Raw genomic sequence first — 21,840 nt, forward strand, 5'->3', positions numbered from 1 at the left:
TCTCCAGCCGGAGATGTCGCCAGCATAGGAGCGGCAAGAAACCCGGCACGGTTCACTTTGTACTCCTTCTCAGGATAGAGAGATCAGAAATGCGGTGAGGTATTCAGAGAGAGCAGGCCACACCATTGCAGCAAGCCCCAAAGAATCACTCATAATTGGCTGAAGCGACATGCCTTACCTTCCCCTCAGAAGCCCATCGAAAGTTCGAGTGGACGTTGAATCAACATGAAAAACAATGTCGGCAGCATCTGGGCAACTGTCTCGCCCAACGATGACGTCGCCTCTGCGACGGATTCCATACCGCTCACCCTTCGTTCGAATAGTCGTTGGTAGACATCGTGTTCAAAATGTCTATTGAGCCCCCAAGAATGGGTGCCACCCCGGTAATCAGGGTCCTCAGTGCAGCCAGAAGGTCAGCTGACATCGTGCGCTCCTACCTCTCGTTCCGCGACACGCGCCATTCGCCGTGTCAGATTCTCAGCTCGCAGCAACATGAGCCTGTGTCGATTGCACCGCACCACGACGCCCGAAGTTCACAGGCTTCATGGAATCAAGACTTCGTAAAAACCTGATTCCACTTTCCGTTCGTCACCGCAGAGCCACACTAGAACAGATATCAGTTTTTTTGAGGCAGACCGACTACAGTCACAAAAGATCATTCGAAAGTGCCAGCCAAACTAGTGTTAAAGTATGATCTGCCAGGCTCTTTCGTCGAACCCCAAACTTATTCGTTAGCCAGGAATGGCAAAGCACGACACGTTACTCAGATATCCTCCACCGCACTAGAGTCGGACAGCATGTTGCCACTCGGGTTGTCCATGCTCTGGGAGTCGGTGGAGCCGGAAGCCGCTCTGGAGGAGCGATTCGGATTCAACAGCTTTGGCGCAGCCACCCATTGGGTCTCGGCGGTACTCGAGCAGACTTGGGGATTGACGGCCCTCGAGTGCTCGCGAATGGCGATCAGTGACCAGAACGCGATTGTGTGGGTTGCGAGCGACCGAGGTGGGCTGGTGGTGAAGTGGTCGCGCGCCACAGAGCGCTTCGAGAACCTGGAGGCGTCGACGCGCCTGCTGAGCGCACTCGCCGCGCAGGGCGTGCCCGTTCCGTCGCCAATCACTTCCCTGAACGGATTGGACCGGGAAACACTGGAAGGGCCTTCGTGCGCAGTGTCATTCACCGTACTGCCGGAGTTGGCGGGAGATTGGTTGAACGTACAGGACCACGCGGCGGTCCGTTCGGCAGGAGCATGTCTGGCAGAAATACACCGAACGCTCGGCGCCACCCATGTCGACGGATCGGTTTTCTCGTCGCGCAGCACCGGGTTGAAGGAGCGCATCGGTGGTTGGCTCGAGAATTTCGACCGCGGGTTCGCGTCTGAGGCAACGCGTAGGCTCGTGGGCCTCCTGGCGCGTGCGTCCGAGCTCGATGACCAAACTCAACTGGTACACAACGACTTCCGCGCAGCCAACATCTTGACTCGAAACTCTCGGACCACCGGAGTACTCGACTTCGACGACGTGGTGATCGACCACCGGGTGAGCGACCTGGCCAAGGCAAGCGTCTATCTGGGCACCCTGTTCACCGATTGGCGACCGACACCGATCGCGGTACGGCAGAGCCTGCGCGCCGGCTACGAATCTGTACGTCCCCTCAGCCGATCCGAGACAGAATGGTTCGAGATCCTCGAACTGTGGCACGGCCTGATGGCAATCCCGGGTGAGAACGACACCGCCGGTTGGGCATCAGCGTTGTGACAAAAGTGGGGACGCCGGTACCGGCGTCCCCACTTCACTTCTGATCACATCAGGATCCGGCGCGGATCCATTCTTCGAGATGCGGCGCCTCGGTACCGATCGTCGTGCCGTCGCCGTGACCGGTGTGAACCTTGGTCTCGGCGGGGAGCGCGAACAGCTTGTCGCGAATGGACCCGATGATGGTCGGGAAGTCGGAGTACGACCGCCCGGTAGCACCGGGACCACCGGAGAACAAGGTGTCGCCGCTGAACAGTTCGCCGGCCTCCGGCAGGTAGAGGCACGTCGACCCCGGCGAATGGCCGGGTGTGTGGATGGCCAGAATATCCGTGCCCGCCACAGCAATACGCTGATCATCTTCCAAGCTCAGATGCTTCACCCCGGGGTGAGTCATCTCCCAGAGGACATCGTCGGCCGGGTTCAGGTAGATCGGAGCGTCGAGCTTCTCGGCCAGCTCCGGCGCAACGGTGACGTGATCGTTGTGACCGTGGGTGCAGACGATTCCGATCACCTTGCGTCCGCCGACAGCGTCGATGATCGGCTGCGCGGTGTGAGCTGCGTCGACGATCACCACTTCGTTGTCGTCACCGATCAGCCAGATGTTGTTGTCGACGTCCCACGTTCCGCCGTCGAGGCTGAACGTGCCCGAGGTGACGACACGATCGACTCGCAATGTCACAGGACCACCACCGAACGGAGGACCTCGCCGCGGTGCATCGTCTCGAATGCCTTCTCCACCTCGTCGAGCTTGATGCGCTCACTGACGAACTTCTCGAGCGGCAGACGCCCCTGCTGGTACAGGTCGACCAGAACGGGGAAGTCACGCTCGGGCAGGCAATCGCCGTACCACGACGACTTGAGGGCTCCGCCGCGTGAGAAGAAGTCCACCAGCGGCATTTCCAGCTTCATGTCCGGCGTCGGAACACCCACCAGCACTACAGTTCCCGCGAGGTCGCGGGCGTAGAACGCCTGCTTCCAGGTCTCCGGGCGACCGACTGCGTCGACAACCACGTCGGCACCGAAACCTCCGGTCAGCTCCTGGACTGCCTCGACGACGTCGTCGACCTCGGTGGCATTGATCGTGTGTGTGGCACCAAGTTCCGTGGCCCACTCCAGCTTTCGCGGATCCCGGTCGATGGCGATGATGGTATTGGCACCGGCCAGGCGTGAACCCATGATCGCTGCGTCGCCGACGCCGCCACACCCGATCACGGCCACTGAATCACCGCGTCCGACGTTGCCGGTGTTCATCGCGGCACCCATGCCGGCCATGACACCGCAACCGAGCAGTCCGACGACAGCCGGATCGGCCGAGGCGTCGACCTTGGTGCACTGGCCTTCGTGAACCAGCGTCTTGTCTGCGAATGCGCCGATGCCGAGTGCCGGCGTCAGTTCGGTGCCGTCTTCGAGCGTCATCTTCTGCTCGGCGTTGAACGTGTCGAAGCAGTACTGCGGGCGGCCACGCTTACACGCACGACACTGCCCGCACACGGCACGCCAGTTGAGGACGACGAAGTCGCCCACCTCGACGTGAGTGACACCGGGGCCGACGCTCTCGACGATGCCCGACGCCTCGTGCCCGAGCAGGAACGGGTACTCGTCGTTGATTCCGCCGTCGCGGTAGGTCAGGTCGGTGTGGCACACACCGCACGCTGCAATGGCGACCACTACCTCGTTGGCACCGGGATCGGGAATCGTGATGGGGACGATTTCGACGGGGGCACCCTTGGATCGGGCGATGACGCCGCGTACCTGCTGTGGCATGGCTTTGCTCCTGGCTTCGTGCGATTGAGGACGTGTCGTCACATGGCGCCGTGTTTTCACATTGCGATATGTGCACTCGTTCAAAGGTTAGCCCGAAGCAGGTGCCCGCAACCCTGGTCGAACTGACTGACCGACCTGGCCGAAAGGACTAGGGTGCAGGCTTCACGCCGGCCTCCGCGCCCGCGGCGGCCGCCGCACCCCGACTCTCGACGCCCAATTTCCGCAGGACCCCGGCAACATGAAACTTGACTGTGCTCTCGCTGACGCCGAGGCGCTCCGAGATCGCCTTGTTGCGCCGTCCGGCCACCAGATGCTCGAGTACCTCGAACTCCCGCGGAGCCAGTTCGGTGAGGACGTCGCGGTTCGGTAGGGCGACGGGGGCGTCGAGCGGGATGGTTGCGCTGATCCGGTTCCCCCACCCGGGCGTCGACTCGGATTCGACGGTTCCACCCAAAGTCTCTACCCTCGAACGTAATTGGCGTTCCACGTCAACCACGTCGGCTTCACCACCGCCGTCGTCGCGAATGTCGATCGAGAGTGAAGCCGCGTCGAGCGTCCAGGCCACCCGGATACGCGAGAGCATCTGCTGATCCGACAACGCCAAGACCGCGCCGCGGACGACCGCGCGCGCGCCGTGCGCCACTTCACCGGGTAACCCACGCCCGTCGACGGGTGGCTCCACCAACTCCAACGCGATTTCCCGATGCTTGAGCAGCGAACGCAATTCCCCACGCATCCGCGCAAAAGCCGTGGTGGTCGACTCTTCGGCCAATTCGCGGTGCACGTCGACGGCTGAACGCAGGCCGATCAGAGCCGAGGCCGCAGTCTCCCTGGCCGAGGTTCGCGCACGTGTGTCGTCGAGATCCGCCGAGCGCAGCGTCGCCAGCATCGTCTCGAGGGTGGCCGCATGCACCTCCGTCATCTCCGCCACGGTGCGTGCACGCTCCGACGACGCTGCCCGTGACTCGGCGAGATATGCCGGGCTCGCGTTCCGGACCTGGAGCTGAATTCCGGTTGCAGTCACTGCGAACAGTGCCTGGATCAATTCGAGGGATGCTGTCTTCACCGGTACGGGGTGCGGTGTCAAAACGAGAAGCGTATCGGTTCGATCAAGCATCGCAAGCACTTCACGGTCCCGGCCGGCGACAGCGCATTTTCCCCGAAAGATCTGTCCGACAGTGAGATCCGTACGGATACGGTCGAGTTCGGCGATGGTCACACGATCGACGACGGCTGGATCCCCGGCGACCTTGCGCGGCCTACCGGTGCATTCACGGGTGAAGATCACCAGGGAAGTGTGCGGCGCCATGTCCGCGATCAACGTCGAAAATCGTCGGCCGATTTCGGGTAGTGGTCCCACCAACACGTCTCGAAGGGCGGTGATCAGTAGCGCATTGTCGGTGGTGCTCACCGTTCAACGATAACCATCCGGTTCACTGGTGCAGCGTGGTCTTCATGAGCATCACGTTGTAGTCGGACCAGGTGGTGGCGAGAAAGTAGAGGTCCTGCCCCTGTGACCAGGGGTGCATGTACGCGCCGTAGAGTCCCGGAACCTCGTCGGTGCCGATCACTACGTCGGGCGCACTCCACGGGCCGGTCAGGTCCGACGCCGTCCGCAGCACCAGCGCTCCCCACTCGTTGGAGTACATCGCGACGAACTTGCCGAGATAGTCGTTGTACTGCACCGACAGTTCGCTGACATCCCCGTCGAGAACTACTGCAGCGGCAGCGGGATTGTTGGGGACCCATGCTTTTCCGTCCCAGTATTCGTACGCCGCGACGTCCGCGATGGAGGCTTCCTTGACCCGCGAGAGGCGCCCCTCGCCGAAACGTCCCGCGGGGGTACCGAAGTTGTAGACGTAACCACCGTCTTTGACGAAGGAACCCATCTGGAAGTTGTCGTTACCCGTCAACGGCAGATTGGGCCGGGACGAGGCCGGTTCGACCTGCCAGGTCTCACCGTTGTCGTGCGAGGACGCGATCTGCGAGAAGTTGGTGACCCACTCGCCCGACCCTCCCCACGAACGAATCGACATGTAGTTGACGTACTGAACGCCGCCAACCGAGATACCCGTCGTCGGAATGCTGCTGGTTTCGACGCCGGTGACTTTCAGACTTCCGATGATCTCGCGTGAGTGATTCGGCCGGTCGGTCGGTGAGGAGTCGATGTTCATGCCGTCGGACAGATTTCCGTCCGAGCTACGGAACAGGACGTTGCTGCGCCAGTCACCGACCACCCCGGAGCACAGGGGGTCAGATCCGATTCCGACAGTGTCACCGAAGGCTGTCAGGACCTGACCTGCGCCGTTGTCCCACATGATGCCGAGATCCGTGCCGAGAACATTGAAACGCTCGACGGTTTGGTTGGGGCTGAGCGCGCCGGTGATGTACTCGACCGCCGAGGTGCGGCCCTGCAGTTCCGGAAGTTTCCCGTCCGTTCCGTTGAGCCAGGGAATCGGATTGGTCGGCCCACCTGATTGATCCAAGCTGCCGGTGACGTTGCAATCCCACGGGGATGCATGAGCCTGGGTCGCCCCCAAGACCGCGGTCGACGCGAGTACACACGTCACTGCAGCTGTCGATATCTTCCGTATCCGGCGCATCGCTCCCCTTTCGCGGGGGAGATCCGGACTCTACGAGGTGTCTTGCTCGACCGGATCGGTTCATCCACCCACGACAACACAAGGTAACAGGTAAATCGGTCAATCAGGACAAAACGGCCTTATTCAAGAGAGATCGATTTCAACCACTTCTCCATCACCGCTGCGGCAATCTCGAGCCCCTGAGACTCGGCAGCACCCAACTGCTGCATGAAGACGCGCGGACCGTCCGCTCCCAGCGAAGCATGCAGCGAGTCGCGGTACTCGGCCAGTTCCATCCATTCGCGCGCCACCTCGGAGGACGCTTCGAGGTGAAACTGAACGGCGTAACTCTACTTGTATCGGAAGAGTTGATTCGGATACTTGGCAGAACCAGCGAGCCGCACCGCGCCGTTCGGAATGTCGAAGGTATCCGAATGCCATTGCATTGCAGGAAATGTGGAGGGCAGATCTCCCCACACGGGATCTTGCCGGCCCTCGACAGTCAAGGTGATCTCCTCAACTCCGACTTCGGGCACAGCGCCCGTGTAGACGCGAGCACCCAGCGCCGCGGCGAGCAACTGCGAACCCAGACACACTCCCCACACCGGGACGTCGTTCTCGACCAGATCGCGAATGTATTCGATCTCGGATGCCAACCACTCGACCTCGCCCTGATCGCCGACGCCCATCGGCCCGCCCATCACGATCACGGCGTCGAACCGTCGATGGGCGGGAAGCGGGTCGGTACCCAGAAGAACGGTCTGCACATCTCCGTAGCTCTCCAGGACAGGCGAATACGCCGCTGGGGGTTCACACTGCGCGTGTCGTAGTTCCAGAAAATGCATGTAGGCAATTCCTCTCGAATCCGGTGCCGAAAGCCTATGGTTCTATTCGACATAAGGCACATCGACGGCGTCGGATGTGCTCTGCGCTCGAATCTCCCCTTTCATCGCCCCTTTACCGACAAGGAACGTCTGTGCGCGCATCACACCTCTTTTCGACATCGATTCGCCCGTCCTCAACTGCCGTTCGCATCGCACTCAGCGCATTCGCCTTGGCGTCTCTTGCCGCATGCTCAGGGACAAGCACCGACAGCGAGGCCGAATCAACATCCACCGCGACCACCACTGCAACCTCGACAACTCAACCCACGACGACTAAGGCTCCATTGACCACCTCGGTGGCCGGTCCGACGAATACTCCACTGGCCACCACCCCAGTCACCGCAGAAGTGACGCCCGCTGCAACTCCTGCGATCATGCCCAATGTCGTGTGTATGAATCTTCAAGACGCGCAGGACACCATTCAATCGGCCGGAGTCTTCTTCTCCAGAAGTGCTGACGCAACTGGCGCGGGTCGACGCCAACTGGTCGATTCCAACTGGATTGTTGTCGATCAGACACCTTCTGCCGGAAGCCCTTTCGGGGAAATCGAAGCCGTGCTCTCAGCCGTCAAGATCGGCGAACCCAACCCCTGTTGATCGAGCGAGATCTCGAACTTCGCAATTCCGGGAACGCCGCGCCCTACTTGACAACTACCTTCAACCTCCTTCACTGTAGTCAACATTACGAGTATCCAATATATTGGATGCGAAAGGTTGGATTGCAACATGAAGGTGCAACGAATACGGCAGAGCGCCAACTCTCCGGCGGGCATGAGCGAACCCGTCATCGGAATACTCGGAGGCATGGGGCCGGCCGCTACTGCGGACTTCTACTCCAAACTCGTTGCCCTGACGCCAGGTTCGACGGATCAGGAGCACCCCAAAGTTGTCATCTGGGCCGATCCCACGGTTCCCGACCGGACATTGGCACTCACCGAGGACGGCCCGGACCCCACCCCCTGGCTGCTCCGAGGTGCGCGCGTCCTCCGAGAGTCGGGCGCAACGACGCTCGCCATCCCATGCAATACCGCCCACGCCTTCCTGCCCGCCATCTCATCCCAACTGGGACTTCCCGTCGTCCACATGATCGACGAAGTTGCTCGGCACATCCGGACGCTCTCACCCGCCGTCACATCCGTCGGACTGTTGGCCACCACGGGGACGGTCCGCACCGGGTTGTATCAACAATGGCTGTCGGAATACTCGATTGACGTCCTGGTGCCAGGACCTGCGATCCAGGACGAACTGGTGATGCCGGCGATCCGAGCAATCAAGAGTGGCAACGTCGGAGACGAGACCACCGACAAACTCGTCAGGGCCGCCGATCTTCTCGTCGAATCGGGCGCGCAGGTCGTCGTGGCCGGATGCACCGAGATTCCGCTCGGACTGCCCGCCGACGCCACAACCTGTCAGATCATCGATCCGGCAACAATTCTCGCCCGCGCGCTGCTCCTACGCGTTGCGGATGCCCGGAAACACGCGTCGTTGGCCGACCTGGGCTGACCTGCGACAAGCAACGTGCAGAGTACGATATCCAGTATGTTGCGTGGCGGTAAACCGGTTGAGCGAGCACGAATGAGCGACATCGCTCTCGAACGCATTCGCGAAGCGATCGTCACCGGTGAACTGGCGCCGGGCTCGAAGATCAAGGACAGCGAACTCGCCGAGTATCTGGGATTGAGCAGAACTCCGGTCCGCGAAGCGCTCGCAAGGCTGGTCGACACCGGACTCGTGGAAGCGAAGCCCGGTGCGTACACGCGCATCACCACCCTCGACCGCGGCGACGTCGAGGCAACACTCGCAGTCATCGAAGCTCTCGACCAACTGGCCGTCGTCACCGCTGTACCGAACCTCACCGACGAGATGATCGGGGCGATGCGCTCCGCCAACAAAGACTTCGCCGCTGCCGTCAAGCGAAACGACATAGGCCGAGCGCTGACCGCGGACGATCGCCTACACAGCGTCATCATCGACGCTGCGGCAAATCCGCTGTTGAAGAAGCTGATTCACCAGGTTCACCCACAAATTCACCGCATCTACTACCGCAAGTTCTCGAGCCTTCTCGGCAGCCAGGACTCCGTCGACCATCACAACAAGCTGATCGAGCTGTGCGCAGACCACGATGCCGAGGCGGCAGCGACACTGTCGGCCGAACATCGACGCCATCTCGGCGGGCTGATCGGTGAACTCTTCGACGCCGACGAGTTCGCGCTCTCGGACTGACCGACGCCCGAATACAAGTTTCGGCGCTTGCCTATATTGGCCATTGCCGATATAAATGACTGGTGCATGCGTTCGACGTTCTCGGAGACCCAGTTCGGCGAAGAATCATGGAGATCCTGTCCAGCGGCGAGCGCTCGGCGGGTCAGATCGCCGAAGTCGTGGCAGCGGAGTTCGGAATCTCGCAACCGACCGCGTCCGGGCACCTGCGAGTGCTCCGAGAAAACGGATTCGCCACAGTCCGCAGCGAAGGCACCAGGCGTCTCTATGCCGTCGAGCCCGCGCCATTGCAAGAAGTGGACCATTGGCTCGACGGATTCCGGCAGTTCTGGAGCGGTCCTCTCGACGCATTGGCCACAGAACTCGCACGAGGGAAACGACGCGGCTCCGAGCGGAGCAGATCTTCACAATCGAATTCTTCCGACGAAGGAGACTCACAATGACCGAGATCGCGAACCAGGACACCAGCCTCACCGCGGTGGAGCGGAGCATGGGCAACCGCGACATCGCAGAAGGTGCGGCTCGAACTGCCGTACTCAAGCGCCGCTACAACGCGTCGGTCGACGACGTCTGGGACGCCATCACGACCCCTGACCGCATCAACCGTTTCTTCCTTCCGGTGAGCGGAGACTTCCAGGTGGGCGGCTCGTACGCCTTCGAAGGCCAGGCAAGTGGCGAGATCCTGGCCTGCGACGCCCCACACCTGCTGCGACTGCAGTGGACACCGCCCGGCGATCGCGGATACAGCGATCAGGTCGAGATCCGGCTGACTGCAGACGGCCCCGACGCCACCTGGCTCGAGTTGGAGCACGCCTCCGTCGCCGATGTCTTCCGCAACGACCCGGACACCGGCTGCTACGGCGTCGGAACCGGCTGGGAAGGCCCACTTCACTACCTGGGCGAATACTTGCGCGGCACTCTCCCCGATGCGCCGAGCACCGAGTGGTACACCTTCGACGAAGCAGAGGAGCTTCGTCTGGCCAACTTCCGCGGGTGGGAGTGGGCAAAGATCGAGGCAGAGCACGGCGGCCGATAACGCCCAATTCTTCGAAAACGGTCACAGGATGGCCGTTTGCTTTGTATCGTGACCGAGCTGGACGTATGTCCAGCAGTTTTGGTGGCTTTCTTTCGTGCCACAACTGCTTCGGTCCACGAGAAGAGAGCTCCACATGGCGCCACAACCCGTAGTCGACAACGCGGCCACGACGCGACGCACGCACATCATCCGGACAGTTCTCGCTGTCCTCGTCATCGCACCGCTGTCGATTGCGGCGTTCTACATGTGGGCACTGTGGGATCCGGGCGACACGGTCAACCGCTTGCCCGTCGCCATCGTCAACGCCGATGCCGGCACAGAACTCGACGGAACACGTCTGCAAGCCGGCGATGAAGTTGTTGCCGCGCTCGTCGAGAGCGGAGACGTTGCATGGAAGGTCGTCTCGGAACAGGAAGCCGCCGACGGCGTCAACGACGGCACCTACTACTTCTCGGTCGTCATTCCCAAGACTTTCAGCGCAGACGTGGCCAGTGCCGCATCGGGTTCGGGCCGCAAGGCCGAACTCGACGTCTTGTACAACGATTACAACAGTCTGGTCGCCGGCCCGGTCGGTGAAAGCATCATCGCTCAGGTGCGCTCGGCGGTCTCCGAGTCGATCGGCGAGCAGTCCATCGACCAGGTGCTGGTCGGGTTGGGTGAACTCGGAACAGGATTCGGTGAAGCAGCCGCTGGCGCGCAACAACTCTCCGACGGATCCTCCGAGGCACTCGCCGGAACCAACGAGCTCTACGCCGGAAGCAAGGAACTCGCCACCGGCATGGGTGAAGCGAATCAAGGCGGCAAGGAGCTGGCCGCCGGAGCCGGCGAGCTGGCTGCTGGAGCGAACGAAGCTGCTGCAGGCTCGGGCGAGCTGAGCAGCGGACTCAACCAGTTGGTCGGGGGAACCGACGAACTCGGCGCAGGCGCCCGTCAGATCAGCGAAGTGGTCGACATGGTCACCACCCCGGTACTCGACCTCGCGGGGTCCTCGGACGCCGTCGTCGGTCAGATCGACGCCCTCACGTCGATGCTTCGAAACTCGGCCGATCCGGTCTCCGCCGGACTCGTCGAAGCCCTGGGTGGACTGCGGGCTTCCCTGACTGCACAACCGTCGGACGACGACGTGATCGGTCAGCTCGGCCAGCTTCGCGACGGTGCGCGGGAGATCTCGCGCCAACTCACCGATCCGAGCAGCGACTACCGTGGCGGGCTTCTTGCCGCGGCGGCCGGTGCAGGTGAACTCAACACGGGACTAGGCCAACTGTCCGACGGCGCAGGCCAACTCGCTACCGGCGCACAGGAACTCTCCACCGGCCTCGGGCAGTTGGACACCGGAAGTATTGCGCTCCGTGACGGTCTCGGGCAGCTATCGGCCGGCGTCGGCGAGCTCGACGCGGGCAGCGCAGAACTCGCCACCGGTTTGTCCGACGGCGCCGCCCAGGTGCCGCAGTTCTCGGACGACGAACGCGCCACCACTGCCAATCTGCTCTCGTCCCCGGTTGCCGTCGACGCGCGGAACAACTATCCCGCAGCCGGTTTCGGACCGGGAGCCGTCCCTGCCGTAATCTCGGTGGCACTGTTCCTGTGCGGAATTCTCACGTGGTTCGTCGTCCGTCCACGACGCGGACGTTCACTGAACTCGCACACCAGCGTGGTGCGTGAGGGGCTGCGCCGCTACCGCATTCCCGCCCTGGTCACCTTGGTCGCGGCGCTCGTGTTGTCGGTGGTGTCACTGACCGTGGCAAACGTCGAACCACCTAGTGTTCTGGCGATGATCGCAGTGATGATCCTGGTGGGTGCCGCCGCGGTCAGCTCGGGCAGGCTCTTCACCGTTGTGTTCGGAGCCGTCAACGGAACCTTCATCGCTTTGGGCGCCTTGATGATTCAGATCTTCGCCTTCGGCGCGGTGTACCCCATCGAACAGATGCCGACGGTTCTGCAGTGGCTGCACGCCCTGATGCCACTCACGTGGGCGCGCAACGCCATGCGCATGGTCCTTGTCGGATACTACGGCCCGAAATTCTGGGTGGCGGTAATCGCTCTGGCTGCCTTGGTGATCGGAGCCGTCCTGTTCACCATCTGGTGGCGCCGCCGACAAGAACCGCCGACCGACGCCGATGACGACGCGCCGATCACCGAGGAGATCGTGTACCTCCAACCAACGCAAATGTAACTCGGCGCAAACCTGAGTCAGCGCAAACGTGAGTCGGATCAGCGAACGAGCGTCGTACGCATCAACATGACGTTGTAGTCGGCCCACGTGGTGGCAAGGAAGTACAGATCCGAACCACTGGACCACGGGTGGATGTATGCAGCGTAGATACCGGGAACCTCGACCAGATTGACCAATGTTTCCGGTGCCGTCCACGGACCGACCGGACTGGGAGCGGTTCGCATCACGATCGAACTGAACGCGTCGGCGTACATCGCCACGAACTTGCCGAGGAACTCGTTGTACTGAACGGAGATCTCCCCGATGCGGCCGCCCATGACGGGTACGGCCGCAGCGGGATCAGCTCGGATCCAGCCGTTTCCGTTCCAGTACTCGTAGGCGGAAAGATCGAGGATCGCCCCCTCGGGCACGCGAGAAAGTCGAACCTCGCCGGATCGTCCCGCGGGGGTTCCGTAGTTGTAGACGAACCCGCCGTCCTTCACCATCGAGCTCATCTGGAAGTTCTCGCTACCGGCGACGGGGGCGACACCCGCGGGAAGAACCCCACCGATGTTGGGGCGCAGCGTCTCCGGACGCATGGTCCACGTCTCGCCGTTGTCCGAGGAGGTGGCAATCTGTGAGTAGTTTGTACTCCACTGCCCGGCCTCGCCCCAGTTGCGCACCGACATGTAGCTCAGATACTGCACACCGTTCACTGCTATGCCGCTCGTGGGGATACTGGAAGCCTCGACGCCCGGAATCTTCAGACCGGAGATGATCTCACGCGCCTGACCGGTACCGTCCTTCGGCGCGCTGTCGATGCGCATCCCGTCGGCGAGTACCCGATCCGAGCTGCGGAAGAGCACATTACTTCGCCACTCGCCCACCAAACCGTCGCAGGTGGGGTTACGACTGAGCCCGGTGGTATCGCCGAAAGCGGTCAGAATCTGCCCCGCACCGTTGTCCCACATGATGCCCAGGTCGGTTCCCAGGACATTGAAGCGATCAACCGTCTTGTTGGGACTGTATGTGCCGGTGATCTTTTCGATCGCGGTAGTACGACCGGACAGACCTGGCAACCCTCCGGTGTTGCCGTTGAGCCACGGCGCCGCATTGGCCGGACCTCCACTACTACCGACGCCACTGACTCCGACGCATCCCGGCGCAGCCATCGCCGGCGAAGCCACCGCCGTGACGGCAGCAGCTGCCAGAGCAGCAACTACCCCGAACACCCCCAACGATCTCCCCGCGCGAAACATGACTCCCCCATGGCCGGGATTGTTGGTGTTGTCGTCGTCGTTCCCCCCGAACCTCGGACAATCTAGCAACTGCAGTCACAGATAACCCAATCAGACAAAGACGCGAAAAGGCCTGAAAGTCATAGTAGTTCAGACTTTCAGGCCTTTTCGGACAGAGAAGATCAGTCAGTAGGTCAGCGCGCTCCGCTCGCACCGCCGTCGAGTGGAATCACCGCGCCGGTCAGATAAGCCCCGGCACGTGAAGCCAGGAAAATGGCAAGACCTGCAGCATCCTGGGGAGTTCCGACCCTGCCCAACGGGACCGAGTCCGCCACGGCCTTTGCACTTTGCTCGTCCTCGAGGAGGAATGCCATCATCTTCGACGGGAACGGGCCCGGCGCAATGGCATTGACCGTGATCTGTTCCCCCGCAAGCGTTGCCGCGAGCTTGCGCGTCAACATGTGCACCGCAGCCTTACTGGCTCCGTACGAGAAGTTCTCCGACCCCGACACCACGAGTCCGTCGATCGATCCGATATTGATCACGCGCGCGGGATCTTCCGCAGTGGCCGCAGAACGCAGCTGCGGCAACAGCTTCTGCGTCAAGAGGAAGATTGCCTTGACATTGATGTCGAAAATCTTGTCGAAGCCGGCAGCCGGAAAATCGTCGACGGGAGCTCCCCACGTGGCACCGGCGTTGTTGACCAGTACGTCGAGCGTCGGCGAAATCTCGGCGACCTTCGCAGCGAGGCTCTCGATCCCCTCGTCCGTGGACAGATCGGCCGGATGCGAGATGCAGGTGCCGAACTCCGAAAGCTCTCGCGCGGCTTCGTCACAGGCTTCGGCTTTTCGGGCCGAAATGACGACCGTCGCTCCGCCTTCGACAAATCCACGAGCGATCATGTATCCGATGCCGCGTGATCCACCGGTGACCACAACGGTCTTGCCACTGACGTCGAACAGTCCCTCGATCAAGCTCATGCGACCTCGAAAAGCCCGGCAGCACCCATGCCGCCGCCGATGCACATGGTCACCACCACGAGCTTGGCTCCGCGCCGTTTTCCTTCAAGAAGAGCATGGCCGACCAGACGAGCACCCGTCATTCCGTACGGATGGCCGACGGAGATACCGCCGCCGTCGACGTTGTACTTCTCGGGATCGATCCCGAGCTTGTCGCGGCAGTACAGGGCCTGAGAGGCGAAGGCCTCGTTGAGTTCCCAGAGATCGATGTCGTCGACCTTCAGTCCGTGAAGATCCAGCAGACGCGGAATCGCGAACACCGGTCCGATGCCCATCTCGTCGGGAGCACAACCCGCGACAGCCATCCCACGGTAGATACCGAGAGGAGCCAACCCGCGGCGTTCCGCCTCGCCTGCCTCCATCAGCACCGAAGCGGAGGCACCGTCCGAGAGCTGAGACGAGTTGCCCGCAGTGATGGAGGAATGCGCACTGACAGTCCCGTCGGCCAGAACCGGTCGCAAACTCGACAGCCCTTCCAATGTGGTGGAAGCGCGGTTGCCTTCGTCCAGGGTCAGCGTCACGGACTCGCTGCGGATCTCACCCGTCTCCTTGTCCTGCACCTGCTTGATCGAGGGCAGCGGGACGATCTCGAGATCGAACCGACCTGCGTTCTGAGCTGCTGCGGTTCGCTGCTGCGAGACGAGCGCGAACTCGTCCTGCTGCTCGCGGGTCACTCCGTAGCGCTCGGCGACGATCTCGGCCGTGTGCAGCATCGGCATGTAGATCGACGGCTTGTTTTCCTTCAGCCACGGATCAGCCGCGCGGAAGTTGTTCATATGATCGTTCTGGACCAACGAGATCGATTCGACTCCGCCGCCGACCGCGATCTGCATTCCGTCGTCCACGATCTGCTTTGCTGCGGTCGCGATGGCCATGAGCCCGGACGAGCACTGACGATCGATCGTCATTCCGGAAACCGAGTCCGGAAGCCCGGCCCGCAGCACCGCTTGCCGTGCGACGTTGCCGCCGGAAGATCCCTGCTGCAGCGCGGCGCCGAGGATGACGTCCTCGACCTCGCCGCCCTCGAGGCCCGCGCGCTGAACTGCATTCGAAATGGCATGTGCAGCAAGCTCTTGAGCCTGAGTGTTGTTGAACGCGCCGCGGTACGCCTTACCGATCGGGGTACGGGCGGTGGAAACGATGACAGCTTGCCTCATCGGGGAAACCTTTCGTCGAACACGAAGTGCTGTGCGCCTTTATTAACCGCCGGGGGTTAATAAAGGCGCACAGCAAGAATCAGGGCTGGAACACGACGCGACCGACAGTGGTGCCGTCGCCGAGGCGACCGATACCGTCGGCAACGTCCGTCAACGACAGCCGCTCACTGATCAGTGGTTTGACCAAGCCGGCATCGGCGAGCCTGGTGAGCTCGACGTGGCAGTCGTCGATGGCCTGCTGGTTGTAGGCCTTGTACAGCCCCCAGTGCAGTCCGATGATCGAATAGTTCTTGATGAGAGCGTGATTGAGTGCCGGCTGCGGGATCGTGCCACCGGCGAAGCCGATGATGACGATCCGTCCCTCGAAGGCGATGCACTTGGTGGACTTCGCGTAGGCGTCGCCGCCGACCGGATCGAAGACCACGTCGGCGCCCTTGCCGCCAGTGAACTCCTTGACCGCTGCCACGAAGTCCTCACTGTGACGGTCTACGACGAGGTCTGCGCCGAGCTTGCGCGCGTACTCGGCCTTGTCCGGGCCGCCGACGACACCGATGACCTTGGCGCCTGCCGCCTTGCCGAGTTGCACTGCCGCACTACCGACACCACCCGCAGCAGCGTGGACCAACAACGTCTCACCCTCGAGCAGTTGGGTGCGGCGATGCAGAGCGAACCACGCTGTCTGATAGCCGATGCTCAGAGCGGATGCTTCCGCGTCGTCGAGAGCCGACGGCGCCGGGAACGTGTTGTTCTGATCCAGTACCGAGTACTCGGCGAATCCGCCGGACGGCAGACTCGGATTACCGATCACCCGGTCCCCCACTGCGAACTTGGTCACCGATTCACCGACCGAGACCACTTCACCACACAGTTCGACACCGGGTGTGAAGGGCAGCGGCGGCTTGATCTGGTACTCACCCCGGCACATGAGGACGTCGGGGAAGTTGGCCGGAGCCGCCAGCACCTTGACCAACATCTCCGTCGCATTCGGGGTGGGATCCGCGGTCTCCTCCAACGCGAGCACATCGCGGGGTTGACCGAGTTCGTTGACGCGCCAAGCCTTCACAGCAATTCTCCAGACAGATAGTGGGTGAGTTTCAGGACGAGATCGGGAGGTCGACCAACTCGGCGAGGCGTGCCCGATGCTGATACGCGGTTCCCAGCGACAGCTGATCGCTCTTCGCCCGTTTGAGGTACAGGTGCGCCGGATACTCCCACGTCATTCCGATACCACCATGAAGTTGGACGCATTCCTCCGCAGCATGAACCGCGACGCCGCTGCAGAATGCCTGGGCCACCGTCGCTGCGATCGCCGCATCGGCGTCGCCGCGCGCATAGGTGTCCGCCGCATATCGTGCTGCCGCTCCCGAGGAGCTGACTTCGAGCCAGAGATCGGCGAGGCGGTGCTTGATCGCCTGGTACGAACCGATCGCCCGGCCGAACTGCTTGCGCTCCTTCACATACGCGAGAGTCGTTTCGAGGCACCACTGAGCTACAGCGAACTGTTCGGACGCCAGAAGTGCGCTTCCGCAGAGCAACGCTTCCTCGACCGCTTGCGCCGCATTGCCGCTGTCGACACGGACCGACGACGAACCCGAGAACTCGACGTCCGCCAATCGGCGCGTCATGTCCAGGGACAGAACCGGCGTGACGGTAGCGTCGGCGATCCGAACGGTGTGCAGCTCAAGGCCGCTCTCACCGGCAACCGGAACAACAAGAACATCGGACTCGGCGACGCCGGCAACCGTCGTGACGCTGCCGACGAGTCCACTCGCCGTTACCTTGACAGTAGGTGTGAAAGTTCCTGGTGCAGTGGACAACGGGACGACCAGAGCAGCCGTCGAATCCCCCGCTGCCAATTGACCGAGCACCTCGGTCTCGCCGGCCTTCAGCAACGCCGTCGTCGCCAGCACCGCGCTGGTGAAGAACGGAACGGGAGCGACCGCACGTCCGATCTCCTCCATCACGACCGCCGCCTCACGCGTCGACGCACCTGCCCCGCCCAGTTCCTCGGGTACCAGCAGTCCCGCCAAACCGAGTTCCGACGCCAGCGACTTCCACAGCCCGGTGAAGTCGGCGGACACGTCGTCGTACGCCGTGACCACGGTGTCGGCGCCGGCCCGCTCGCTCAGCAGTCGTCTGACGCTGGCTCGCAGATCTTGTTCGGTCTCGGAGTACAGCAGATCGGCGCTCATCGGGGTAAGTCCTTCCAGGCGATGTCCTTGTCGACGCGATGCTCGGGCGGCAACCCGAGTACGCGTTCTGCGATGACGTTGCGCAGGATCTCCGACGTTCCGCCCTCGATCGAATTGCCCTTGGCTCGCAGGTACCGGTATCCGGGTTCACGCCCGGTGAAGTCGACGGAATCCGGTCGACGCAGCGTCCAGTCGTCGTAGCGCAGACCGGCTTCGCCGTGCAGCTCGAGGTCGAAACCCGAAATCTGCTGGGCCAAACCGGCAAACGCGAGCTTCATTCCCGAGCCTTCGGGGCCGGGCTGGCCGGCGGCGAGCTGCTGGCGCAGTCGCTCACCGGTCAGACGCGCAACTTCGGATTCGGTCCAGAGCCGCATCAACTCGTCGTGCATTGCCGGATTACGCAGCTCGGGCTCGTCACGCCAGGCCTGAGCGACCTTTCCGATCATGCCTCCCTCACGCGGTGCGCCCGAACCGATGGCAACACGCTCGTTGTTCAGGGTGGTGGTCGCAACCTTCCACCCCTGGCATTCGGCTCCGAGGCGATTGGCGTCCGGAATCCGGACGTCCGTGAGGAATACCTCGTTGAATTCGGCCTCGCCGGTGATCTGACGCAGCGGCCGGACATCGACGCCCGGGTCGGTCATGTCGCAGATGAAGTAGCTCAGACCCGCATGCTTGGAACGTGACGGATCGGTCCTGGCCACGAGAATCGCCAGCTGCGCATTCTGCGCGCCCGACGTCCATACCTTCTGCCCGTTGACTATCCAGTCGTCGCCGTCGCGGACGGCGCGGGTAGCGACGGCCGCGAGGTCCGACCCTGCGCCCGGTTCACTGAACAGCTGGCAGTAGACCGTCTCCGCAGTCCACAACGGGCGCAGGAACTTCTGCTTCTGCTCCTCGGTACCGAAGGCGGCGATGGTCGGTGCCGCCATGCCGAGTCCGATCCCGTTCTTGCCGGTGGCCGGGCCGGGTGCGCCGGCGGCCTCCAGCTGAGCGTTCACCTGACGCTGAAAGCTCTGCGGTACACCGAGTCCCCCATGACCTTCGGGGAAATGAACCCACGCCAGTCCGGCGTCGAATCGTGCGCCGAGGAAATCCGATACCGACACACTGTTCGGATCGTTCTCCGCGAGAAGCGTGTTCACCTTTTCGGTGAGATCACGCGATACTGCCTCTTCGTCGAAAGCCATGCCCATTCCTTCGGTTCGAGCGGTGAGCGGTGAGCGGACGGTCAGTCCTTCGGTCCACCGGCGACGTAGACGACCTGACCGGAAACGAAGCCCGCGCCTTCACTGACGAAGAACGACGCGGTGTGCGCGATGTCCTCGGGCTGACCGACGCGGTTGACCGGAATCTGCGAAGCGGCAGCGGTCTTGAAGTCCTCGAAGCCGACTCCCATGCGCTCTGCCGTTGCGGCGGTCATCTCGGTTTCGATGAATCCGGGGGCAATGGCGTTGGCGGTGACGCCGAACTTGCCCAATTCGAAGGCCAATGTCTTGGTGAATCCCTGCATGCCGGCCTTGGCTGCGGAGTAGTTGACCTGTCCGCGGTTGCCGAGAGCCGACGTGCTCGAGAGGTTCACGATGCGGCCGAACTTCGCTTCCACCATGTACTTCTGCACCGCACGCGACATGAGGAACGCTCCGCGCAGATGGACGTTCATCACCGAATCCCACTCGGCGACGCTCATCTTGAACAGAAGGTTGTCGCGAGTGATGCCGGCATTGTTGATCAGCACGGTAGGTGCACCGAGTTCTGCGGCCACACGATCCACCGCTGCAGCAACCGAAGCCTCGTCGGAGACGTCAGCGCCCACGGCCAGTGCTTGGCCGCCTGCGGCCTTGATCGCGTCGACGGTTCCGGCACACGCTGCTTCGTCGAGGTCCAGCACGGCAACGGCAAAGCCGTCTTCCGACAGTCGCTTGGCCACTGCCGCACCGATTCCGCGTGCTGCACCCGTGACAATTGCGGTTCTACGTTCCTGGCTCACTGGCCCTCCATAATTTCGTGATTCGACGGACACCGGACGATCTCGTCAGATCCCGGCCTGATCTGCAATTTCCCTGGCTTTGGCTACCAAGGCGTCAATACGTTCCACGGTGGGAGTTCCGCTCTCGGCGGCATTCTGCGGTTCGTCGCGGGCGCGACGCATCACGCCCTCGGCGATCACGGCGATCTTCCACAGCCCCAAGGTGTGCCAGAACTTCAGCGCAGCCGGATCCCGTCCGGTGGCCTCGAGATAGATCCGGGAGATCTCCTCTCGCGAAGGGAATCCCGGGAGCGCTGACGCCGGGAAATCGCCACCAGTGTCCTCCCCTGCCGCCGGCCAGTACGCCAACAAGCTTCCGACATCGGCCAACGGATCACCGAGTGTGCAGAGTTCCCAGTCGAGGGCCGCGACAACTTCGCCGTTCTCAGCGGAGGTGATCACGTTGCGTAGGTGAAAGTCGCCGTGCACCAACGTGGTTTCGGTGTGAGCCGGCTGAGCTGCAATGAGACGTCGGGTGAGATCGTCCAGGTCAGGACATTCCCGCGTCTTCGACTGTTCCCACTGTCCGCCCCAGCGCTTCAGCTGCCGTGCAGCGTAAGGCTTGTGGCTTGCCAGGTCGTCGAGACCGGCCTTCCCGAGGTCGACGGCGTGTATCTTCGCCAGCGTCTGAGCGAGCGAGATTCCGATTGCCCGGCGACGATCTTCCGACAACGCCTCAGCAAGAGGCATTCGGTCCACCACTTCGCCGTCCACGAATTCCATGAGGAGCAGCGGAACTTCGGTGACGGCTGGATCCTCGGTCAACCCGAATACTCGCGGCGAAGGCACGTCGGTGGATTCGAGAGCGCTCAGGATTCGAGCTTCGCGCGCCACGTCGTGAGCCGAGGCCAGCAGGTGCCCCAGCGGTGGGCGTCGTAGCACCCAGCGATTGCCGTCTTGATCGCGAACCAGGTACGTGAGATTCGACTGCCCCAGACCGATTCGATCGAAGGACAACGGCCCGGTGAAGTCGATCCCCAGGCCTGCTATCCACCCGGTGACCGCTTCGGTATCGAGTCCCACTACTCCGACGCTAGCCACCGACGGACGCTCCCTGCCGGAACGGGAGTGCGTCACCCAACAACTGGCCACCGTCGATGGTCATGATCTCGCCGGTGATCCACTGGGCTGCATCCGAAACCAGGAAGGCGATGGCAGCGGCCACGTCCTCGGGTTCACCGATGCGTCCGAGAGCGGTCGACGCGGACACCGCTTCTTCATGTTCTTTCCACAGAGCTTCGGCGAGTTTGGTTCTCACCACTCCCGGAGCAACGGCGTTGACACGAATCTTCGGTGACAGTTCGAGCGCCAACTGCTTGGTGATGTGGATCAGAGCAGCCTTCGACGCGTTGTACGTACCGATCCCGGCCTCGAACGCCATGCCGCCGATCGAGGCGGTGTTGACCACGGAACCACCGTGCTCGCCCATCCAGGCCCGCGCTGCCAGGCCGGTCCACAGGACTGGAGCCCACACGTTGACGTCGAAGGTCTTGGCGAAGCGCGAGTGATCCTGGTTGATGATCGGCCCGAACGACGGGTTGGTGCCCGCGTTGTTCACCAAGATGTCGAGACTGCCGAAACGCTCGATCGTCTGCTCGACGCACTTGCTGGCAGCATCCTCGTCCGTCGCGTGAGCGCCGACGCCGATCGCGTTGCCGTTCACCTGCGCGGCAGCCGCATCTGCGGATTCCTGTGAGCGCGAAGTCAGTACGACGTTTCCGCCCGCCGCCGCAATCGCCTGTGCGGTCGCGAGGCCGATGCCCCGCGATGCGCCTGTGACGATTGCCGTCTTACCGGTGAGATCCAGTCCTGCCATG

At 62.5% G+C, this 21,840-nt stretch carries 22 protein-coding genes; 7 read left to right on the forward strand and 15 right to left on the reverse strand.

Going from position 1 to position 21,840, the window contains the following annotated elements; all coding sequences use genetic code 11:
* Nucleotides 1-797: 797 nt before the first annotated feature.
* Nucleotides 798-1,754 (forward strand): phosphotransferase enzyme family protein, encoded by a 957-nt coding sequence (locus tag H7C86_RS17490; RefSeq protein WP_182261924.1) that lies wholly within the window; start codon nt 798-800, stop codon nt 1,752-1,754.
* 49 nt (nt 1,755-1,803) lie between these two features.
* On the opposite strand, the gene H7C86_RS17495 is transcribed toward H7C86_RS17490, so the two are convergent.
* From H7C86_RS17495 to H7C86_RS37275, 6 genes are all read right to left on the reverse strand, one after another.
* Nucleotides 1,804-2,430 (reverse strand): MBL fold metallo-hydrolase, encoded by a 627-nt coding sequence (locus tag H7C86_RS17495; protein WP_007730862.1) that lies wholly within the window; start codon nt 2,428-2,430, stop codon nt 1,804-1,806.
* Nucleotides 2,427-3,515, reverse strand: a complete 1,089-nt coding sequence (locus H7C86_RS17500) for an S-(hydroxymethyl)mycothiol dehydrogenase (RefSeq protein ID WP_007730860.1) — start codon at nt 3,513-3,515, stop codon at nt 2,427-2,429. Before H7C86_RS17500 ends, H7C86_RS17495 begins: the two co-directional genes overlap by 4 nt.
* Nucleotides 3,516-3,663: 148 nt before the next feature.
* The gene (locus H7C86_RS17505; RefSeq protein WP_019745685.1) at nt 3,664-4,926 is read right to left on the reverse strand and encodes a response regulator transcription factor family protein; all 1,263 of its coding nucleotides are present in this window, start codon (nt 4,924-4,926) and stop codon (nt 3,664-3,666) included.
* A 22-nt stretch (nt 4,927-4,948) separates the two neighbouring features.
* Nucleotides 4,949-6,118, reverse strand: coding sequence for a DUF4185 domain-containing protein (locus H7C86_RS17510; RefSeq protein ID WP_019745686.1), 1,170 nt, complete (start codon nt 6,116-6,118; stop codon nt 4,949-4,951).
* A gap of 119 nt (nt 6,119-6,237) precedes the next feature.
* Nucleotides 6,238-6,408, reverse strand: a complete 171-nt coding sequence (locus H7C86_RS37270; RefSeq protein ID WP_259349232.1) for a hypothetical protein — start codon at nt 6,406-6,408, stop codon at nt 6,238-6,240.
* 39 nt (nt 6,409-6,447) lie between these two features.
* Nucleotides 6,448-6,942, reverse strand: a complete 495-nt coding sequence (locus H7C86_RS37275; RefSeq protein WP_259349233.1) for a type 1 glutamine amidotransferase — start codon at nt 6,940-6,942, stop codon at nt 6,448-6,450.
* 131 nt (nt 6,943-7,073) lie between these two features.
* On the opposite strand from H7C86_RS37275, the gene H7C86_RS17520 reads away from it, so the two are divergent.
* The 6 genes from H7C86_RS17520 to H7C86_RS17545 all read left to right on the forward strand — a co-directional run bounded on the left by H7C86_RS17520 (nt 7,074) and on the right by H7C86_RS17545 (nt 12,409).
* Entirely contained in the window at nt 7,074-7,577 is a 504-nt protein-coding gene (locus H7C86_RS17520) for a PASTA domain-containing protein (protein ID WP_084325447.1), read from the forward strand.
* Nucleotides 7,578-7,706: 129 nt separating this feature from the next.
* Nucleotides 7,707-8,483 (forward strand): aspartate/glutamate racemase family protein, encoded by a 777-nt coding sequence (locus H7C86_RS17525; RefSeq protein ID WP_020971074.1) that lies wholly within the window; start codon nt 7,707-7,709, stop codon nt 8,481-8,483.
* A 36-nt stretch (nt 8,484-8,519) separates the two neighbouring features.
* On the forward strand, nt 8,520-9,203 hold the full coding sequence (locus tag H7C86_RS17530; RefSeq protein ID WP_019745689.1) for a GntR family transcriptional regulator: 684 nt from the start codon (nt 8,520-8,522) through the stop codon (nt 9,201-9,203).
* 62 nt (nt 9,204-9,265) lie between these two features.
* The gene (locus H7C86_RS17535; RefSeq protein WP_021345802.1) at nt 9,266-9,643 is read left to right on the forward strand and encodes a helix-turn-helix transcriptional regulator; all 378 of its coding nucleotides are present in this window, start codon (nt 9,266-9,268) and stop codon (nt 9,641-9,643) included.
* Nucleotides 9,640-10,236 (forward strand): SRPBCC domain-containing protein, encoded by a 597-nt coding sequence (locus H7C86_RS17540; protein ID WP_020909424.1) that lies wholly within the window; start codon nt 9,640-9,642, stop codon nt 10,234-10,236. The genes H7C86_RS17535 and H7C86_RS17540 overlap by 4 nt, the downstream gene beginning before the upstream one ends.
* A 133-nt stretch (nt 10,237-10,369) precedes the next feature.
* Nucleotides 10,370-12,409 (forward strand): YhgE/Pip domain-containing protein, encoded by a 2,040-nt coding sequence (locus H7C86_RS17545; protein ID WP_020971076.1) that lies wholly within the window; start codon nt 10,370-10,372, stop codon nt 12,407-12,409.
* Between the two features lie 38 nt (nt 12,410-12,447).
* Here the strand turns inward: H7C86_RS17545 and H7C86_RS17550 are convergent, their stop codons facing one another.
* From H7C86_RS17550 to H7C86_RS17590, 9 genes are all read right to left on the reverse strand, one after another.
* Nucleotides 12,448-13,647, reverse strand: coding sequence for a DUF4185 domain-containing protein (locus H7C86_RS17550; protein WP_019745693.1), 1,200 nt, complete (start codon nt 13,645-13,647; stop codon nt 12,448-12,450).
* Between the two features lie 173 nt (nt 13,648-13,820).
* Nucleotides 13,821-14,606, reverse strand: a complete 786-nt coding sequence (locus tag H7C86_RS17555; RefSeq protein ID WP_020909426.1) for a RhlG family 3-oxoacyl-ACP reductase — start codon at nt 14,604-14,606, stop codon at nt 13,821-13,823.
* A complete protein-coding gene (locus H7C86_RS17560) occupies nt 14,603-15,802 on the reverse strand; it encodes an acetyl-CoA C-acyltransferase (RefSeq protein ID WP_029256469.1) in 1,200 nt (399 codons plus the stop codon). The genes H7C86_RS17555 and H7C86_RS17560 overlap by 4 nt, the downstream gene beginning before the upstream one ends.
* Before the next feature lie 79 nt (nt 15,803-15,881).
* Entirely contained in the window at nt 15,882-16,865 is a 984-nt protein-coding gene (locus H7C86_RS17565; protein WP_003943088.1) for an NADPH:quinone oxidoreductase family protein, read from the reverse strand.
* Between the two features lie 31 nt (nt 16,866-16,896).
* Nucleotides 16,897-17,994 (reverse strand): acyl-CoA dehydrogenase family protein, encoded by a 1,098-nt coding sequence (locus H7C86_RS17570; RefSeq protein ID WP_021345810.1) that lies wholly within the window; start codon nt 17,992-17,994, stop codon nt 16,897-16,899.
* Nucleotides 17,991-19,184, reverse strand: a complete 1,194-nt coding sequence (locus H7C86_RS17575; protein WP_182261925.1) for an acyl-CoA dehydrogenase family protein — start codon at nt 19,182-19,184, stop codon at nt 17,991-17,993. Before H7C86_RS17575 ends, H7C86_RS17570 begins: the two co-directional genes overlap by 4 nt.
* Nucleotides 19,185-19,225: 41 nt before the next feature.
* Complete coding sequence (fabG, locus tag H7C86_RS17580; RefSeq protein ID WP_020909429.1) at nt 19,226-19,984, reverse strand: 3-oxoacyl-ACP reductase FabG; 759 nt, start codon at nt 19,982-19,984, stop codon at nt 19,226-19,228.
* Nucleotides 19,985-20,029: 45 nt separating this feature from the next.
* Nucleotides 20,030-21,064 carry a phosphotransferase family protein gene (locus tag H7C86_RS17585; RefSeq protein WP_029537145.1) on the reverse strand — a complete coding sequence of 345 codons (1,035 nt, stop codon included), beginning with the start codon at nt 21,062-21,064 and terminating at the stop codon, nt 20,030-20,032.
* Nucleotides 21,057-21,839 (reverse strand): SDR family oxidoreductase, encoded by a 783-nt coding sequence (locus H7C86_RS17590; RefSeq protein ID WP_019745700.1) that lies wholly within the window; start codon nt 21,837-21,839, stop codon nt 21,057-21,059. The genes H7C86_RS17585 and H7C86_RS17590 overlap by 8 nt, the downstream gene beginning before the upstream one ends.
* Between the last annotated feature and the right edge of the window lies 1 nt (nt 21,840).

This window comes from Rhodococcus sp. UFZ-B548 (assembly GCF_903819475.1).
GTDB lineage: Bacteria > Actinomycetota > Actinomycetes > Mycobacteriales > Mycobacteriaceae > Rhodococcus_F > Rhodococcus_F erythropolis.

Excerpts from the sequence above, each read along its gene's own strand:
- H7C86_RS17490 (WP_182261924.1), top strand. The coding sequence starts at position 798 with ATGTTGCCACTCGGGTTGTCCATGCTCTGGGAGTCGGTGGAGCCGGAA.
- H7C86_RS17500 (WP_007730860.1), bottom strand. The coding sequence starts at position 3,515 with ATGCCACAGCAGGTACGCGGCGTCATCGCCCGATCCAAGGGTGCCCCC.
- H7C86_RS17510 (WP_019745686.1), bottom strand. The coding sequence starts at position 6,118 with ATGCGCCGGATACGGAAGATATCGACAGCTGCAGTGACGTGTGTACTC.
- H7C86_RS37275 (WP_259349233.1), bottom strand. The coding sequence starts at position 6,942 with ATGCATTTTCTGGAACTACGACACGCGCAGTGTGAACCCCCAGCGGCG.
- H7C86_RS17525 (WP_020971074.1), top strand. The coding sequence starts at position 7,707 with ATGAAGGTGCAACGAATACGGCAGAGCGCCAACTCTCCGGCGGGCATG.
- H7C86_RS17530 (WP_019745689.1), top strand. The coding sequence starts at position 8,520 with ATGTTGCGTGGCGGTAAACCGGTTGAGCGAGCACGAATGAGCGACATC.
- H7C86_RS17540 (WP_020909424.1), top strand. The coding sequence starts at position 9,640 with ATGACCGAGATCGCGAACCAGGACACCAGCCTCACCGCGGTGGAGCGG.
- H7C86_RS17545 (WP_020971076.1), top strand. The coding sequence starts at position 10,370 with ATGGCGCCACAACCCGTAGTCGACAACGCGGCCACGACGCGACGCACG.
- H7C86_RS17550 (WP_019745693.1), bottom strand. The coding sequence starts at position 13,647 with ATGTTTCGCGCGGGGAGATCGTTGGGGGTGTTCGGGGTAGTTGCTGCT.
- H7C86_RS17555 (WP_020909426.1), bottom strand. The coding sequence starts at position 14,606 with ATGAGCTTGATCGAGGGACTGTTCGACGTCAGTGGCAAGACCGTTGTG.
- H7C86_RS17560 (WP_029256469.1), bottom strand. The coding sequence starts at position 15,802 with ATGAGGCAAGCTGTCATCGTTTCCACCGCCCGTACCCCGATCGGTAAG.
- H7C86_RS17570 (WP_021345810.1), bottom strand. The coding sequence starts at position 17,994 with ATGAGCGCCGATCTGCTGTACTCCGAGACCGAACAAGATCTGCGAGCC.
- H7C86_RS17575 (WP_182261925.1), bottom strand. The coding sequence starts at position 19,184 with ATGGCTTTCGACGAAGAGGCAGTATCGCGTGATCTCACCGAAAAGGTG.
- H7C86_RS17590 (WP_019745700.1), bottom strand. The coding sequence starts at position 21,839 with ATGGCAGGACTGGATCTCACCGGTAAGACGGCAATCGTCACAGGCGCA.